The following is a 15,547-nucleotide window of genomic DNA, read 5'->3' as shown; positions in this document are numbered from 1 at the left end:
CCGGTGTTCTTGGTGGCCTTGTCACTCTTCTTCGCGGTCATGACCGTTCCGCCTCCAGTCGGAGTTCAGGAGCGACACCGATAGGCGCGGTGCTCTCTGTCGGCAGGTAGTCGCCACGTTCAGCAAACTCTACCGCGGCGTCGAAGTAGGCCATGGCACCCCGGGAGCCGGGATCATACTGCAGGACTGTCTGGCTGTACCCGGGGGCTTCCGAGACCTTCACACTGCGCGGAATGAGGTTACGGAGCACAACTGACCCGAAGTGGGAGCGGACCTCTTCAGCCACCTGCTCGGCGAGCTTGGTGCGGGCGTCGTACATGGTCAGCAGCACCGCGGAAACATGGATCTCCGGGTTGAGGTGCATGCGGATCATGTTGATGTTGCTGAGGAGCTGCCCCACCCCCTCCAGGGCGTAATACTCGCACTGGATCGGGATGAGGACCTCCGTGGCGGTGTTCATCGCGTTGATGGTCAACAGTCCGAGGGAAGGAGGGCAGTCGATGAAGACGTAGTCGAATCCGGCGTCCGAGAGGAAGTCGTCGTTCAGGGCGTCATGCAGGCGGTACTCGCGACGTACCATCGACACGAGCTCGATCTCCGCCCCGGCGAGGTCGATGGTGGCGGGAATGCAGTAGAGGTTGGGGTTGTCGGCGTTCTGCTGGATGGTCTCCTCGGCCTTCTTCTGCCCGATGAGGAGCTCATAGCTGGACGGGGTTCCCATCCGGTGTTCCGCATTGCACGCCGTGGACGCATTGCCCTGCGGATCGAGATCCACGACGAGGACCTTCATCCCGTGCAGGGCCAGGGTCCAGGCGAAGTTCACGGTGGAGGTGGTCTTGCCGACGCCGCCTTTCTGGTTGGCGACTGTGATGCGGCGACAACGCCCGGGGCGGGGGAGAGTCAGTTTGGCGGGATTCTGAATGATCGACGCACGTCGTGCTGCTTCAGCGATCGGGGTCTCATCCCAGTCAGCTGGACTCATGGAGTTCCTATCTCTTGCATCTGCGCCGATGTCATCCGTTCTTGCCGGTGACCGGTTTCACGTGAAACATGGGCGGCTTTCCCCTCGGCTTCCGCCCCAAGCCTAGTCCTCCGCCATTCCGGCGACAACGCCAACCGGCCCTCTGAACCGGACCTCGGAACACCCTCCGCCGCAGCATCCGGTTTCACGTGAAACGCAGCTGCGGCACCCCTCAGCCGGGTTGTGTGACCGGACAGCCTGACCGGACTCCTGTCAGTTGAGCCGATCCACGACTGCAACATAGGTCGGCTGCTCGAGGACGCCCTCGCCCACAGTCAGAACCCTGCCCGCCGAACCCCCGGCCTGCCGGATCTCCGCGGCATCCCGCTCCAGCTCCTCGCCGACACTCGATCCTTTGAGTGCCCGCACCGAACCGCCGACCGCCGCCAACGGCAGCGACCAACCCATGAGCCTGCCGACCGGAGCCACAGCTCTCGACGTCACCACATCGGCGCCACCCACGGCGTCCACGACACTCCTGTCCTCCGCACGCCCCCGGTACACCTCGACATTCGCCAGCCCCAGATCGTCGACAACCTCGTTGAGGAACGTCACCCGGCGCAGCAGCGGCTCCACCAGCTGGACCGTGAGATCAGGTCGTGCGATCGCCAGGGGTATCCCCGGCAGACCGGCCCCGGACCCTACGTCAACGACCCTCGCACCGTCTCCGATGACCTCACCGACCACTGCACTGTTGAGGATATGACGCTCCCACAGCCGCGATACCTCACGGGGACCGATGAGCCCCCGGACCACGCCTGCATCGGCGAGCCATTCCGCATACCGCACGGCAAGTCGGAGGCGGTCACCGAAGACACGGGCAGCGGTCTCCGGCGGGCCGTCGGGGGAGGGGGTCACAGAGTCAGTCACGGGCCTCATTCTAGCAGGTCAGCCCTGCAGACAGACGACACCCCCGGCGGCGACCACGGGGTCGCTCATCCGGGGGTGTCACCGGGGACTGCCGCCGGCCGGCCTTCGCGGTCCGGCCGGCAGAGACCGACTGTTCAGCCGATACCGTTCTGCTGCTCGGCCCGGTACTCCTTGAGCACCGCAAGCCTCTTCTGCTTCTTGGACTTCTTCCGGGTGGCGGGGTCTGCGATCTGGGCCTCGATACCGGCGATCTCGGCGTCCAGCTCAGCAGGGGTCCAGTGTGCCGCCTCACCGCGGATCGACTTCACCTGGGCTTCGGTCAGAGGCGGGCCGGCAGGAGTACCGGCACCTGCGGTGGCAGCGTCACCGGAGTCCACCTCCGGACCGGCGACGGCCGCCGCGTTCCCGGCGTCCTGCACGGCCGGATCCTGCGCCTCGGCGGATCGGGAGGTGTCCTCCAGGACAGCAGTCGAGGTCGCCTGGGATTCACCAGATGTCTGCTGCTTCGGCTTCTTGCCGGGTCGGGGAGCATTGGTCCGCTTCGCGGCCAGTTTCGCCTCCTTCTCCTCGGCCTCCTCACGGTCCATCTTCCGGTAGACCAGAACCTGCTGGGCGAAAGTCCAGGTGGTGTTGGTGAGCATGTAGACGGCCAGGCCGACATGCCAGAAGTACGCACCGAGCAGGGACAGCACCGGCATCACCCAGACCATGAGCTTCTGCATCATGGCCATCTGGGATTCCATCATGTCCTGCTGCGGGGTCGTCGCTCCCTTCTTCTTCGGCTGCTCGGCCTTCTTCCGCGCCTGCCGTGCCAGTGAGTGCTTGGCGTTGAAGTGCATGATCACTGCGGCGATGAGCATGATCGGGATGACGACCAGCATGATGTTCGTCCGGGTGAAGTCGATCGACCCGTCCGCGGTGAACGCCCCGAAGGTGTCCTGTGGCATGGAGATATAGGACGAGAGCGGGGCACCGAAGAGACGTGCATCGAGGAAGGACCGGACCTCGTCGACACCGAACCCGTAGTTGGCGGTGTTCCTGGTCTCCTCGATCGTCATACCGATCTGGCCGTGGCCCGTACCGGTCCGGTTGAACGACCGGAGCACGTGGAACAGTCCGATGAAGATCGGGATCTGGACCAGCATCGGGAGGCAGGACGCCAGCGGGTTGACCCCCATCTCCTTCTGGAGCTTCCTCATCTCCAGAGCCTGAGTCTGCTGGTCGTTGGGGTACTTCCTCTTGATCTCCTGCATCCGCGGCTGCATGTCCTGCATCTTGCGGCTGGAACGCAGCTGGTTGATCATCGGTCGGACCAGGATCAGACGGATCGTCACCACCAGGAAGATGATCGACAAAGCCCAGGTGATCCCGGAATCCGGATCGAGGATGAGGCTCCAGGCTTTGTGCCAGAACCAGAGCACCCACGAGATGGGGTAGTAGATGAAATTGAGCACTGCTCTCGGACTCTCCTTGCTCTCCTTGATGGTGGGCTGCGGGCGTCGGTAAAAGAGACGGAGCCCCGCTCAGGACCCGGGAACTGCCGTCAGTGACGCCGACTCCCCGCAGGAGGGACAGGATCCCAACCGCCGGGGTGCCAGGGGCCGCATTTCGCCAGTCGGGCAGCACTGAGCACAAAACCCTTCACCACCCCGAACCTGGCGAAGGCGGTGAGGGCGTAAGCGCTGCACGACGGCGTAAAACGGCACGACGGACCCAGTTTAAGGGGTGAAAGGTAGTTCTGGTAACCGAGGATCAGCCACCGGAGCAGGCGGGCACGCCCGGTGGACAGGTCACCGGGCTGTCCCCCGCCCTGTAGCGGGGCGCTCTCAACTGAGGAGGCGTTGGAGTGCATGGCGCACATCCCGCTCCAGCTCCCCGGAGGTCGCGTCCGCGGCGGCGGGCAGGGCCCGGAGCACGACAGAGTGTTCAGGGCGCAGCAGACCGGCAGGGACGCCGTCCGCGATGATCCGCCCGGCGGTGTGACGCAGTTTCCGGGACACGGCGTGCCTGGTCACGGCATTGCCCACGGCTTTCGAGACCACCAGGCCCACCCGTGGTCCCCCGACCGTGGCCGGGTATCCCGCGCCCGTTCCCTCGTACTGGCGCTCATACACGTACACCACCGCCGTGCGACTCCCTTTCTTCCTGCCCCTGCGGACAGTCTCCCCGAACAGGGAGGTGGAACGCAGGCGGTGTTCCGGGGGAAGCACGGCGGTGGTGTGCAGTCTCAGTCAGTTGCGCTGAGAATCACGCGGTGAGGGACTTGCGGCCCTTGCTGCGGCGCGCCGAGACAATGGCGCGGCCTGCGCGGGTGCGCATGCGGGTACGGAAACCGTGCTTGTGGGCACGACGGCGGTTGTTCGGCTGGAAAGTACGCTTGCCCTTGGCCACGGTACTCACTCCTTGTTCTGTGTGACCGTGGTCGACCACCGGAACCCGCTCCGTGCCTCCCGGACAGGGAGGCACTTACGGACCGGCGGCCGACCACGGTGTTGCGGTCATAGCTGGTGTGGTCGACTATCCGGGACTGGCCCGTACGGTGTCGACCGTCCGCCCCAGTCGTTCCGGGCGGAGAGGAGGGTCGGGGATGTCAGGGCGCTGGCCCGTGGTCCGTTGACACTCAAAGACGAGGGACAATTTACAGGCTCCGGAGCGTTGCGCAAAATCCGACACGCGTCACACGCTTGTCATTTACCTGCCTGTTCCCCCTCCCGACCCAGCCTCCGACCGCGGTCCTCAGGGGCCCGGCACCGGCTGTTTCTCCGCCGGAACCGCCAATGCGTCCGGGCGGCGGGCCACAATCCGGGCCACAGGCCGGGCCACAGGCCCCGGACAGCCGGGGGAGTCCCGGGTGGAAACCCGGGGGATGTTCCACCGACCCTTCCGGGGGGACGGATGTCCCCGCGCCGTGGAAAACACCCGGACGCCGTGGAACAGCAGAGCGCCGCAGGTCAGGGAACAGGTTGCACTGTCCGCACACAGCTTGTGGACAACTTCGTCCGCCCCCGAACCTTCAAGGTGTTGTTTAACCCGTTAACGTGCAGGTCAAGCCGTTTTCCACAGGCTCCTTGGGGTTGTCCACAGCAGTGGAGTAGCCTGTTGACAACACAGCCGGAAAAGTTATCCACAGGTGTGCACAAACCTGTGGATGCGCAGGCCACACCGCCCCGGGGTTTTCCACATCCCGGTGGGTTTCCTTCCGGTGAACCCTCGGTGTCCCCTGTGTATTATTTCGTCGGCCGTGTCCGTGAACGGGTAGACCTACGGGGTCACCCCGGAACGGGCTACTCTGACATGTCCCGGCCCCGATTCACCCCTCTCCCGATTCGCAGACCTTCGAAAGGACCGACCCGATGACCACACCAGAGGACTTTCCCTCCGTCTGGGCGAACCTCGTCACCCGGTGGGTCACCGCAGATGCGGATTCGGCTGAGTTCCCCGAGATCACCCCCCGTTCCCGCAGCCTGCTGCAACAGCTGGACCCGGTGGTCGTCGTCGACGGGATTGCTGTGCTCACCGCACCGTCGAACTGGGTGTGCAATGAAACAAAAAAGAAGATCAGCGGAGACATCAGCGAAGTCCTGGAGAGAGAACTCGGCTATCCGGTGACCCTGTCCCTCAGCGTCAAAGAGAGGACACCGGAGCCCGCCGCCGAACGTGCTGCGGAACAGTCCCACGAACAGGGCGTCCAGCAGGGCGTCCAGCAGGGACTTCAGCGGGACTCCGAAACGGCCACCGGCCAGGAGGAACTGCGCCCGCCCGCAGGAAAACCCTCCGTGACCAGGGTTGACGCCCCGCCGCAGGTCGTCGCCGCCCGTCAGGACGGCGCAGACGGGGACCGCCGCCACTCCGTGTTCAGTGAACTCCCACCGGTTCCCCCGGGACCGGTGCACACTCCTGACCTGTGGGAGAACATGGCGGACGCCACGTTCCCCGGACCCGTCGACACCGCAGGTGGCGCGGTCGGTGTCCAGCCTTCGGTACGGCCCTCCTCCGAACCCCCGTCACCGTTCACGGACCATTCCGCCGTTGCGGAACCGGTCACAGTCACCGCCGGAATTCCCGTGACCACCGCGGCAACTGCCCCGGCCGCGGCGGCGACCCACGCCGACGACGAGAACCGGCTCAACCCGAAGTACACTTTCGACACTTTCGTGACCGGTCCGTCGAACCAGTTTCCGGCGGCGGCCTGCCGCGCGGTGGCCGAGAACCCGGGGAAGGCGTACAACCCCCTGTTCATCTACGGGCAGCCTGGTCTGGGCAAGACCCACCTTCTGCACGCCATCGGCCATTACGCCCGGGAGCTCAAGCCGACCATCCGGGTCCGGTACGTCTCCAGCGAAGAGATGACAAATGAGTTCATCAACGCGATTCAGGGCGGACCACTGGCCCTTGACCAGTTCAAACGCAACTACCGCAACCTTGATCTGCTGATCGTCGACGACATCCAGTTCCTTCAGGGCAAGGAATCGACCCAGGAGGAGTTCTTCCACACCTTCAACGCCCTCTACCAGGCGAACCATCAGATAGTCCTGTCGTCCGACCGGCCCCCGTCGCAGCTCACCACCCTCGAAGACAGGCTCAGGACCCGCTTCGAGGGTGGACTCACCACTGATGTCAAGACCCCGGACCTCGAGACCAGGATGGCGATTCTGGCGAAGAAGTCCCAGCTCAACGGCGCTGAAGTTCCCAGGGACGTCCTGGAGTTCATCGCCAGCCGTAACGAGTCGTCCATCCGTGAACTCGAAGGCGCACTGACACGGGTGGTGGCCTACTGCTCGATGACCGGGGAACCGATCACCATCTCCGCTGCGGAGGTCGTGGTCAAGGACATTCTCCCGCAGGATGTCAAGATCACCTCGGAGATGGTCATCGAGGTGATCTCGGAGCATTTCAACGTCTCCCTCGACCAGCTGACCGGCCCGTCGAAGGTACGCAAGATCGTCACGGCACGACAGTTCGGAATGTTCCTGACCAGGGAATACTGCGAGATGTCGACGACGAAGATCGGTGAGGTGTACGGGGGCCGGGACCACACCACCGTCATGCACGCGGAAAAGAAGATGAGGAAGGCGATCCAGGAGAACACCGTCATCTTCGAGCAGTTCCAGGAGCTCACCCAGAAGATCAAGTCCCGAGCCCGGCAGCGCTGACATCTGCGCCGGGGGCCGGCAGTCGGAGGGGACTGCGCAGTCGGGCAGGAAGCTGCGGGCAGGTTTCCGGGTCAGGTGTCCGGGGGAGGTTTCCGGGGAGGGACAACGGGGAGGGAGGGGAGGACGCCCAGAACGAAGAGGAACTCCCGGCGGAGCAGAACGGGCACATACAGAACCTCCGACGGCCGGAGTCGGGCAACCCGGTCGCTCTGTCCACACTCTCCACAGGTTTATCCACAGCGATGTAATTACAAGTCTGTGATCCGCCGGGATTCCGTCCTGTTCAGCGGTGGAGCCGGAATCAGCCGTCCAGGAGATCCACCGCCAGTGGATAAACCCCTCCGCCTGTGGATGAATCACAAGACTGTGCTTCAGCCGAAGCTGTTCTCTGATCTTTCCTCTGACAAAGTACTGTTTCTGCAGGTCAGAGACCCGCAGGGTTGTGGACAACTTGGCGTCCTCCAGTGCAGAATTCGGTGGAACGCCTGTGGACAACCGCGCGGCGACGGGAGTTGTCCACAATTGGTCCGAGTTATCCACAACTGTGTGCCCCTCAGCTCCACAGCTCCGTCAAGCCCACGAACAGGCCCGATCCGTGGTTGTCCACACGTTCCACACCCCCTACTGCTACTGCTACCGATCTACTGGAGATCATCACGAAGAAAAAGGGGGTGGGGATACAGCGACGCGGTCACCGGCACGGCCGGGACCCGCGCACCGTCCCATCTCAGGGGATGCCTCGCGGCAGTCCACCCCGGTGGACTACTGTGGGACGACAGAGCCGAAGGTGTTCCCTGCCCCGGGCAGGGTCACATCCCAGCCCGGGAGTGCCGGGAACGCCGGCAACCCGGGTGTTCGAATCATGTTCGAATGAGTGACACCATGAGCGACCTGCAGAAAGGTGACGACGAGTGACCACCGACCAGCTGGGGGACCAGCAGTCCGTCAGCTTCACCGTGGCCAAGGACGACCTCTCCTCGGCCCTGGCCTGGGTGGCACGCAGCCTCCCGAGCAAGGCCTCGCAGCCGATCCTGCGGGGAGTTCTCATCGAGGCCACGGACGAAGGGCTCCAGCTCTCCGGCTTCGACCGCGAGGTCTCCACGAAGGTCCGGGTGTCCGCCGACGTCGCGGAACCCGGCCGGATACTCGTCGCCGGCCGGTTGGCCTCCAACATCATCGGCGCACTCCCGGACAAGCCGGTCCGCATCGATTTCGACGGCACCAAGGTGCTCGTCAACTGCGGGAGCTCCCACTTCGAGCTCCCCGCCATGACCATCGACGACTACCCGGTGCTCCCGGAATTCCCTCCGGTCGCCGGAACACTCGACCCTTACCTGTTCTCCGAGGTCATCAGCCAGGTGGCGGTCGCCGCCGGACGCGACGACACCCTTCCCATGCTCACCGGTATCCGCATGGAGATCGACGGTGAACACCTCGTCCTCGCCGCCACCGACAGATTCCGTCTCGCGGTGCGCACCGTGGACTGGGCCCCCGCCCGTGCCGACATCTCCGCCGAACTGCTGATACCGGCACGGACCCTGGCGGACACGGCCCGTTCCCTCGATTCCACCGGGGAGCCGGTGGAGATCGCCCTGGACACCGACCCCTCCTCCGGGGGCAGCCGGCTGCTGGGCATCGCCACCAACGACCGGAGGTCGACCACCCGTCTCATCGACGCCGACTTCCCGAAGTTCCGCCCCCTTCTGCCGAAGCAGAACACGTCCCTGGCGTCCGTGGAGATCGCACCGCTTCTCGACGCCATCCGGCGCGTCTCCCTCGTGACCGAGGGGAACTCTCAGATCAGGATGGCCTTCGAGGACGGTGGGCTGACCATCTCCGGTGGTGGTTCCGATATCGGTGTCGCAGAGGAGCAGCTTCCCTGCGCATTCGTGGGTGAGCCTCTGGTCATCGCGTTCAACCCCGGATACCTCAAGGACGGTCTCGGGGCGATCCACACTGATCGGGTGGTGTTCGGGTTCACCCAACCTTCCCGTCCCGCCATCCTCCTCCCCGAACCCGAGGATCTTCCGCAGCCCGGGCCCGACGGCGCGTTCCCCACCCCGGAAACCCCGTTCATCTACCTGCTCATGCCGGTCCGCCTTCCGGGTTAGGGACACCGCCACCTGCATGTACCTGCGTTCACTGCATCTCGGGGACTTCCGGTCCTGGGCGTCACTCGACCTCGGGCTCGGTCCCGGTGTCACGGTGTTCGTCGGACCGAACGGCAACGGGAAGACCAACATCGTCGAGGCGGTGGGCTACCTGGCACACCTGTCGTCCCACCGGGTCAGCGGTGACGCCGCCCTGGTCCGTGAAGGACAGGACCGTGCCCGGATCTCGGCCACCGCGGTCAACCACGGCCGGGAACTCACGGCCCACCTTGTCATCAACGCCCGCGGTGCCAACCGCGCGGCGGTGAACCGGACGCCCTGCCGGAGTCAGAGGGAACTGACCGGGATCGTCAGGACGACCATGTTCGCACCTGAGGATCTGGCCCTGGTCAGGGGGGAGCCGGAGCAGCGTCGGCACTTTCTCGACGAGGTGATGACCGCGCGGTATCCACGGCTGGCCGGGGTCCGTGCGGACTACGACAAGGTGCTGCGGCAGCGTAACGCCCTGTTGAAGTCGGCGTCCTCCCCGGCGGCGGTGTCGGACACCCTCGATGTCTGGGACGGACAGCTTGCCCGGCTCGGCGGGGAGATCATGTCCGCCCGGGTCCAGGTTGTCCACGATCTCGCACCCCATGTCGCCGACACCTACGGCAGGCTCGCACCCGGTTCCCGTCCGGCACACATCGCCTACACGTCCACCGTGGACGCCGATCTCGGAGAGATCGGGATCGGTGCGGAGCCCTCCTCGGGCACGCACTACCTCATCGACCCCGGTGTCGCCGAGGCCGTACTGCTGGCACGGCTGGCGGAGCGCAGGGACGCCGAGATCGACCGCGGCGTCACACTCACCGGTCCGCACCGTGACGATCTTCAGCTCGTGCTCGGTACACAGCCGGCGAAGGGGTACGCCAGCCACGGCGAGTCCTGGTCATTCGCGCTCACTCTCCGTCTCGCCTCACACCGGATGCAGCGTGCCGACGGTACCGAACCGGTCGTCATCCTCGACGACGTCTTCGCCGAACTCGACCGGACGAGGCGGGCGGCCCTCGTCGAACTGGCGGGTGAGGCGGAGCAGGTTCTCGTCACTGCAGCGGTTGACGAGGACATCCCCGCCGGACTTCTGACGTCCGCGCAGGTCCACACGGTGCGCGCGGAGGTGACGGAGGAGGGGCGGGTCTCCGGGCTCGACGTGCCCCCGGGGCTGGCCGGCACCTCAGATCCTGAGGACGGCTCAGCCGGCACAGACAGCACAGCCGGCACAGCCGGCACAGACAGCGCAGACGGGAGGGTCGACGGTGAGTGACAGTCTTGACCGGGAGTACCCGGAACACGATCCGGTCGCCGCGCAGTGGGAGAAACTCCGGCGACTGTCGAAGCCTGCGCCCGGGGCGTCAGGCACCGGGAAGGGGGACGGCCTGTCTCCGGCGCCGGTTCCGCAACGGCAGCCCTTCAACCCGCGGCGTCGGCGGGGGAACCGTCCCCGGACCATGAAGACCCGGTACGACGGTCGTCCGGACCGCAGCTACCGTGATCCCGGCGTGTTCGGGGAGCTGGTGCAACGGGAGATCCGTCGCAACGGCTGGAACCGCAACTTCGCCGTCGGCACACTCAAGGGAAACTGGGCGGGGATCGTCGGCGAGGACGTCGCCAGACACACCACGGTGGCGATGTACAAGGAGAAGGAGCGGCAGCTCCACATCGAGTGCGACTCCACCGCCTGGGCGACGAACCTGCGCCTCATGCAGTCGATGATCCTGCAGACCATCGCGCGGAAGGTGGGGCCCGATGTCGTCGCTGAACTGCGCATCTACGGTCCGCGTCCCCCGAACTGGAGGAAGGGCCGCTACCACGTGAAGGGTCGGGGACCGCGGGACACCTACGGATGATCCCGGAGCCGTCCCCGAACAGGTAGGATGGTGTGGTTGGAGCTGTAATTATCAAGGAGTGGAAAAGGCTGTGGCTGAGGCTGAGATGAGCGCTGGACAGGGAACCCACCACGGATCCGAGGACTACGGCGCAGACCAGATCACCATCCTGGAGGGCCTCGAAGCGGTCCGGAAGCGTCCGGGCATGTACATCGGTTCCACCAGTGAGCGTGGTCTGCACCACCTCATCTGGGAGGTTGTCGACAACTCCGTCGACGAGGCCATGGCGGGTTACGCCGACCGGGTCGAGGTCACCCTCAAGGACGACGGCTCGGTGGAGGTCACCGACAACGGCCGCGGCATCCCCGTGGAGATGCACCCCACGGGGCGTCCCACCGTCCAGGTCGTCATGACCGAACTCCACGCCGGCGGCAAGTTCGACTCCCAGGCGTACGCCGTGTCCGGTGGTCTCCACGGTGTGGGTATCTCCGTCGTCAACGCCCTGTCCACCCGGGTGGAGACCGAGATCCGCAGGGACGGCTACCTCTGGCGCCAGGTCTTCGACCACTCGGTCCCCGAGGAGCTGGAGCAGGTGAAGAAGGCTCGCGGAACCGGCACGAAGCAGCGTTTCTGGGCTGACCCGGAGATCTTCGAGACCACGACCTACAACTTCGACACGGTCTCCCGCCGGCTGCAGGAGATGGCCTTCCTCAACAAGGGACTGACCATCACCCTCACCGACGAGCGTCACCACGTTGTCGAGCAGGAGGAGGACCTTGCCGACGCCGCAGCCGACGAAGCAGCGGCACCCCGGGCCGCCGGAGAGGTCGACGACAGCGGGTCGTCCGGGCGGAAGGTCCGGACGAGAGTCTTCCACTATCCTGACGGTCTCAAGGACTACGTCGACCACCTCAACAAGAACAAGACCCCGGTCCACCCCACCGTCATCGACCTGGAGGCGAAGGGGGAGGACCACGAGGTCGAGATCGCCCTGCAGTGGAACTCCGGGTACTCCCAGTCGGTCCACACCTTCGCCAACACCATCAACACCGTTGAAGGCGGCACCCATGAGGAGGGGTTCCGCGCCGCTCTGACCTCGTTGATGAACCGCTACGCCAGGGACCACAAGCTGCTGAAGGACAAGGAGCCGAACCTCACCGGTGACGACTGCCGTGAGGGACTTGCCGCGGTGATCTCGGTGCGCGTCGGAGACCCCCAGTTCGAGGGGCAGACGAAGACCAAGCTGGGGAACTCCGAGATCAAGGGGTTCGTCCAGAAGGCCACCAACGAGCATGTCTCGGACTGGTTCGACGCCACCCCCGCCGAGGCCAAGTCCATCGTCAACAAGGCGGTCTCGTCGTCGCAGGCCCGCGTCGCCGCGCGTAAGGCCCGTGACCTGGTGCGCCGGAAGTCCGCCACGGATCTCGGCGGTCTCCCGGGCAAGCTCGCGGACTGCCGGTCGAAGGATCCGGTGCGCTCCGAGATCTACATTGTGGAGGGTGACTCCGCAGGCGGGTCGGCGAAGTCCGGACGTGACTCCATGTTCCAGGCGATTCTCCCGTTGCGCGGCAAGATCCTCAACGTGGAGAAGGCCCGCCTGGACAAGGTCCTGAAGAACGCCGAGGTGCAGGCGATCATCACCGCTCTGGGCACCGGTATCCACGACGAGTTCGACATCAGGAAGCTCCGCTACCACAAGATCGTCCTCATGGCGGACGCCGATGTCGACGGCCAGCACATCGCCACCCTGCTGCTGACCCTGCTGTACCGGTTCATGCGCCCGCTGATCGAGGAAGGCCACGTGTACCTCGCCATGCCGCCGCTGTACAAGCTCAAGTGGGCCAAGGGTGAGCCCGGTTTCGCCTACTCCGACGCAGAGCGGGACTCCCAGCTCGCCGAAGGTATCGCCGCCGGGCGCAAGATCAACAAGGACGACGGCATCCAGCGTTACAAGGGCCTCGGCGAGATGAACGCCAAGGAACTGTGGGAGACGACCATGGACCCCGCCGACAGGATCCTGAAGAAGGTCACCCTGGAGGACGCCGCGGACGCCGACGAAACCTTCGCCGTCCTCATGGGTGACGACGTGGTCGCCCGCCGCAGCTTCATCACCAGAAATGCGAAGGATGTCCGTTTCCTCGATGTCTGACACCCCCTCACCCCGCCAGTCAGCCACCACCCCGTCATCGATGTACGTGTCCATGCCGGGCGGATCAGTCTCCACCGTGCTGCTGTACCCTGCCGCAGCACAGGTCTCCTCCGCGGCTGCGGGGTCCCCGCGGCCTCTCGTCGTGGTGTGGCCCGGATTCGGCATGGGTGCCCGGTACTACCGGCCGTTGGCCGAAGAACTGGCCCGACGTGGCTTTCCCGTGGCTGTCGGGGAACTGCGCGGGCAGGGGTCAAGCACAGCGGTGGCGTCACTGTCCTCCCGCTGGGGGTACCACGACATGGCGTCCCAGGACTATCCCCGGACTGTCCGCGCCGCGAAGGCCTGGTTCGACTTGGAGGAGGACCACCCGACCGTCCTCCTCACCCATTCGATGGGCGGTCAGATCGGGGCACTGTTCCTCGCCCGACCGGAGGCGGCGGAACTCGGGGTGGTCGGCATGATGGGTGTGGGAACCGGATCACCCTACCACCGGGCTTTCCCTGACCCCGAGAAGCGTCGGCTGCGGATCGGCGGCATCGTCATGCGGGCCGTGAGCTCTGTCCTCGGCTACTGGCCGGCGGGGCCCCTGGACGTGGCGAACTACGGACGACAGTCCGGCGTGCACCTGCGGGAATGGGCCCGGTTCGGTCGTACCAACTCCCTGGAGGACCTGAAGGGCCGGGACATCGACTACATGGACGCGATGCAGAAAGTCAGCGTACCGGTGCTGCTCACCAGGTTCGTCGACGATGACTTCTGCACGGTCGAGTCCTGCCGGGCACTGGCGTCACTGCTGCCGAAGACTTTTGCCAGGATCGAGGAGCTCCCCGAGACCCTGGGCCACAACCGGTGGGCCCGGGAGCCCGGTCCCGTGGCCGACCGACTGGAGGCGTTCGTCGGGCAGATCCGTGCCGACCGTACCGGCGCGGACAGTGCCGCCGCTGCCTCCGGCGAACCTCGCTAGACAGCACCGGACAGTGTCAACCGGAACCGGTCCGGGGGTCTGGTCGGGGTGACCAGGCGGTGATCAGGCCAGGGGGATCAGGCCAGGGGGATCATGACAGGGGGTCTGACCACAGCCGGTGCAGGGCGGTGACCGCGGCAGCCCGTGACAGGATCCCGTCACCCGCCCGCTGGATGCTGAGACGACGCCTCGGGGCGTCCCCGCGCAGGTGACGGGCGATGATTTTCACGGCGCCGGGATCGGCGGTGAACGCCTCTCCCGCGAAGACCACTGTCGCAGGGTCCACGACTTCCACAGCCAGTGAAATGATCTGGCCGAGCAGTTCGGCACGTTCGTCGAGGAGTTCCCTGGCCACCGGGTTCGTCGAGGACAGCGCGACGAGTTCGCTGACTGATGAGACCCTGATCCCGCGCCGCCGGGAGGCTTCGAGGACTGCTGTCGTCCCCAGGGGATGTCCGGAGCCGTTCCGGGAGACACTGAAAGACCCGGATTCGGCGATACGGGTGAAGGCGGCGGGGGAGACTCCCGTGAACGGCTGGTGGACGGCGTCCCCGACGATCCAGGCGTGGGCGACAAGTTCGCGGGCATAGACGTAGAGCGTGGATCTGCCGCCGGGGATGTCACTGTCAGCTGTTCCCAACGGGGTGCTGGTCAGCTCAGATCCTGCCATGGCACCGACACCGGTCGCCAGAGACACGGGAAGTCCACTGCCGGCGGCGGCCCTGCCGAGGATTCCGGCGACATCGACCGAGTTCCAGCCGTATGCACGGGAGGAGACATGCCCGGTCGCGTCGACGGGGGAGGAGAAGGCGACACCCAGACCCACCGGGTCCGGCAGGCCTCTGGCCAGGGAGGTGAGGCCGTGGTGCACGGCTTCGAGAGCTTCTTCGGGTGGGAGGTCCGGCAGAGGTAGTTTCAGGGTCCGGGATCTCAGGGGGCGTCCGGAGCCGTCGACCGCGACAAGTTGCGTACTGCGTAGTCCCACGTGTGCTCCGAGGGCGGTGAGGTGGCGTCCGTCGGGAAGGAGGGTGGTTCCCGGGCGTCCTACCGTGGTTGCGGAGCTCTGGGCGGGGGAGGCCTGTTCGACGAGGCCGGCGTCGATGAGGGCGGCGACGTGCCGGGTCACGGTCGGCTGTGACAGGTCCAGGTCCTGGTGGAGCCGTGACCGGGTGATGCCGGGTGAGGTCCGTATCTGGTGGAGTACGCGTGCGGGACCGGTCACCGGGGTGGCGAAACGTGCGGTGGACACCACGGCAGGCTCGGCAGGTTCGGCGGGCTCTGCAGTTCCTGCCGGTCCGTTCTGAGTGGGGGCGTGGGACCGGGAACGGCCGGAGGGTGCGGGGTACGTGGTCTGTCGGTACACGGTGGGGCGGGGGGCTGTGGGGGGGGGGGGTGTTTTACACATACTGGCGGG

The 15,547-nt window shown here is 65.7% G+C and carries 13 protein-coding genes; 6 read left to right on the top strand and 7 right to left on the bottom strand.

Translation table 11 applies throughout. From position 1 onward, the window contains the following. Positions 1-37 precede the first annotated feature (37 nt). The 6 genes from E0E18_RS09005 to rpmH form a co-directional block, all read right to left on the bottom strand. The gene (locus E0E18_RS09005) at positions 38-982 is read right to left on the bottom strand and encodes a ParA family protein (RefSeq protein ID WP_066587246.1); all 945 of its coding nucleotides are present in this window, start codon (positions 980-982) and stop codon (positions 38-40) included. Between the two features lie 252 nt (positions 983-1,234). After that, positions 1,235-1,900: a 16S rRNA (guanine(527)-N(7))-methyltransferase RsmG gene (gene rsmG / locus E0E18_RS09000; protein WP_066587248.1), complete on the bottom strand. Its 666-nt coding sequence runs from the start codon at positions 1,898-1,900 to the stop codon at positions 1,235-1,237. A 125-nt stretch (positions 1,901-2,025) separates the two neighbouring features. Then, the gene (yidC, locus tag E0E18_RS08995; protein WP_066587250.1) at positions 2,026-3,345 is read right to left on the bottom strand and encodes a membrane protein insertase YidC; all 1,320 of its coding nucleotides are present in this window, start codon (positions 3,343-3,345) and stop codon (positions 2,026-2,028) included. Between the two features lie 89 nt (positions 3,346-3,434). Beyond that, positions 3,435-3,659 (bottom strand): membrane protein insertion efficiency factor YidD, encoded by a 225-nt coding sequence (yidD, locus tag E0E18_RS08990; protein WP_078057474.1) that lies wholly within the window; start codon positions 3,657-3,659, stop codon positions 3,435-3,437. Between the two features lie 58 nt (positions 3,660-3,717). Then, positions 3,718-4,101 (bottom strand): ribonuclease P protein component, encoded by a 384-nt coding sequence (rnpA, locus tag E0E18_RS08985; protein WP_130840374.1) that lies wholly within the window; start codon positions 4,099-4,101, stop codon positions 3,718-3,720. A gap of 37 nt (positions 4,102-4,138) precedes the next feature. Continuing rightward, on the bottom strand, positions 4,139-4,282 hold the full coding sequence (gene rpmH / locus E0E18_RS08980; protein WP_014011503.1) for a 50S ribosomal protein L34: 144 nt from the start codon (positions 4,280-4,282) through the stop codon (positions 4,139-4,141). A gap of 962 nt (positions 4,283-5,244) precedes the next feature. On the opposite strand from rpmH, the gene dnaA reads away from it, so the two are divergent. From dnaA to E0E18_RS08950, 6 genes are all read left to right on the top strand, one after another. Beyond that, complete coding sequence (gene dnaA / locus E0E18_RS08975) at positions 5,245-7,044, top strand: chromosomal replication initiator protein DnaA (RefSeq protein ID WP_130840372.1); 1,800 nt, start codon at positions 5,245-5,247, stop codon at positions 7,042-7,044. Between the two features lie 911 nt (positions 7,045-7,955). Further along, complete coding sequence (gene dnaN, locus E0E18_RS08970; RefSeq protein ID WP_078057313.1) at positions 7,956-9,155, top strand: DNA polymerase III subunit beta; 1,200 nt, start codon at positions 7,956-7,958, stop codon at positions 9,153-9,155. Between the two features lie 16 nt (positions 9,156-9,171). Next, on the top strand, positions 9,172-10,458 hold the full coding sequence (gene recF / locus E0E18_RS08965) for a DNA replication/repair protein RecF (protein ID WP_130840370.1): 1,287 nt from the start codon (positions 9,172-9,174) through the stop codon (positions 10,456-10,458). Next, on the top strand, positions 10,451-11,041 hold the full coding sequence (locus E0E18_RS08960; RefSeq protein ID WP_066587260.1) for a DciA family protein: 591 nt from the start codon (positions 10,451-10,453) through the stop codon (positions 11,039-11,041). The genes recF and E0E18_RS08960 overlap by 8 nt, the downstream gene beginning before the upstream one ends. An 85-nt stretch (positions 11,042-11,126) precedes the next feature. Further along, the gene (gyrB, locus tag E0E18_RS08955; protein WP_202616711.1) at positions 11,127-13,169 is read left to right on the top strand and encodes a DNA topoisomerase (ATP-hydrolyzing) subunit B; all 2,043 of its coding nucleotides are present in this window, start codon (positions 11,127-11,129) and stop codon (positions 13,167-13,169) included. Then, the gene (locus E0E18_RS08950; RefSeq protein WP_066587268.1) at positions 13,162-14,133 is read left to right on the top strand and encodes an alpha/beta fold hydrolase; all 972 of its coding nucleotides are present in this window, start codon (positions 13,162-13,164) and stop codon (positions 14,131-14,133) included. The genes gyrB and E0E18_RS08950 overlap by 8 nt, the downstream gene beginning before the upstream one ends. Before the next feature lie 91 nt (positions 14,134-14,224). On the opposite strand, the gene E0E18_RS08945 is transcribed toward E0E18_RS08950, so the two are convergent. Next, positions 14,225-15,382, bottom strand: a complete 1,158-nt coding sequence (locus E0E18_RS08945; RefSeq protein ID WP_237559711.1) for an ROK family transcriptional regulator — start codon at positions 15,380-15,382, stop codon at positions 14,225-14,227. Positions 15,383-15,547 lie beyond the last annotated feature (165 nt).

The sequence above is a fragment of the Corynebacterium neomassiliense genome (assembly GCF_900626215.1).
Lineage (GTDB): Bacteria > Actinomycetota > Actinomycetes > Mycobacteriales > Mycobacteriaceae > Corynebacterium > Corynebacterium neomassiliense.
The sequence above is the reverse complement of the archived record's forward strand: the minus strand, read 5'-3'. Positions and strand labels throughout refer to the sequence as shown.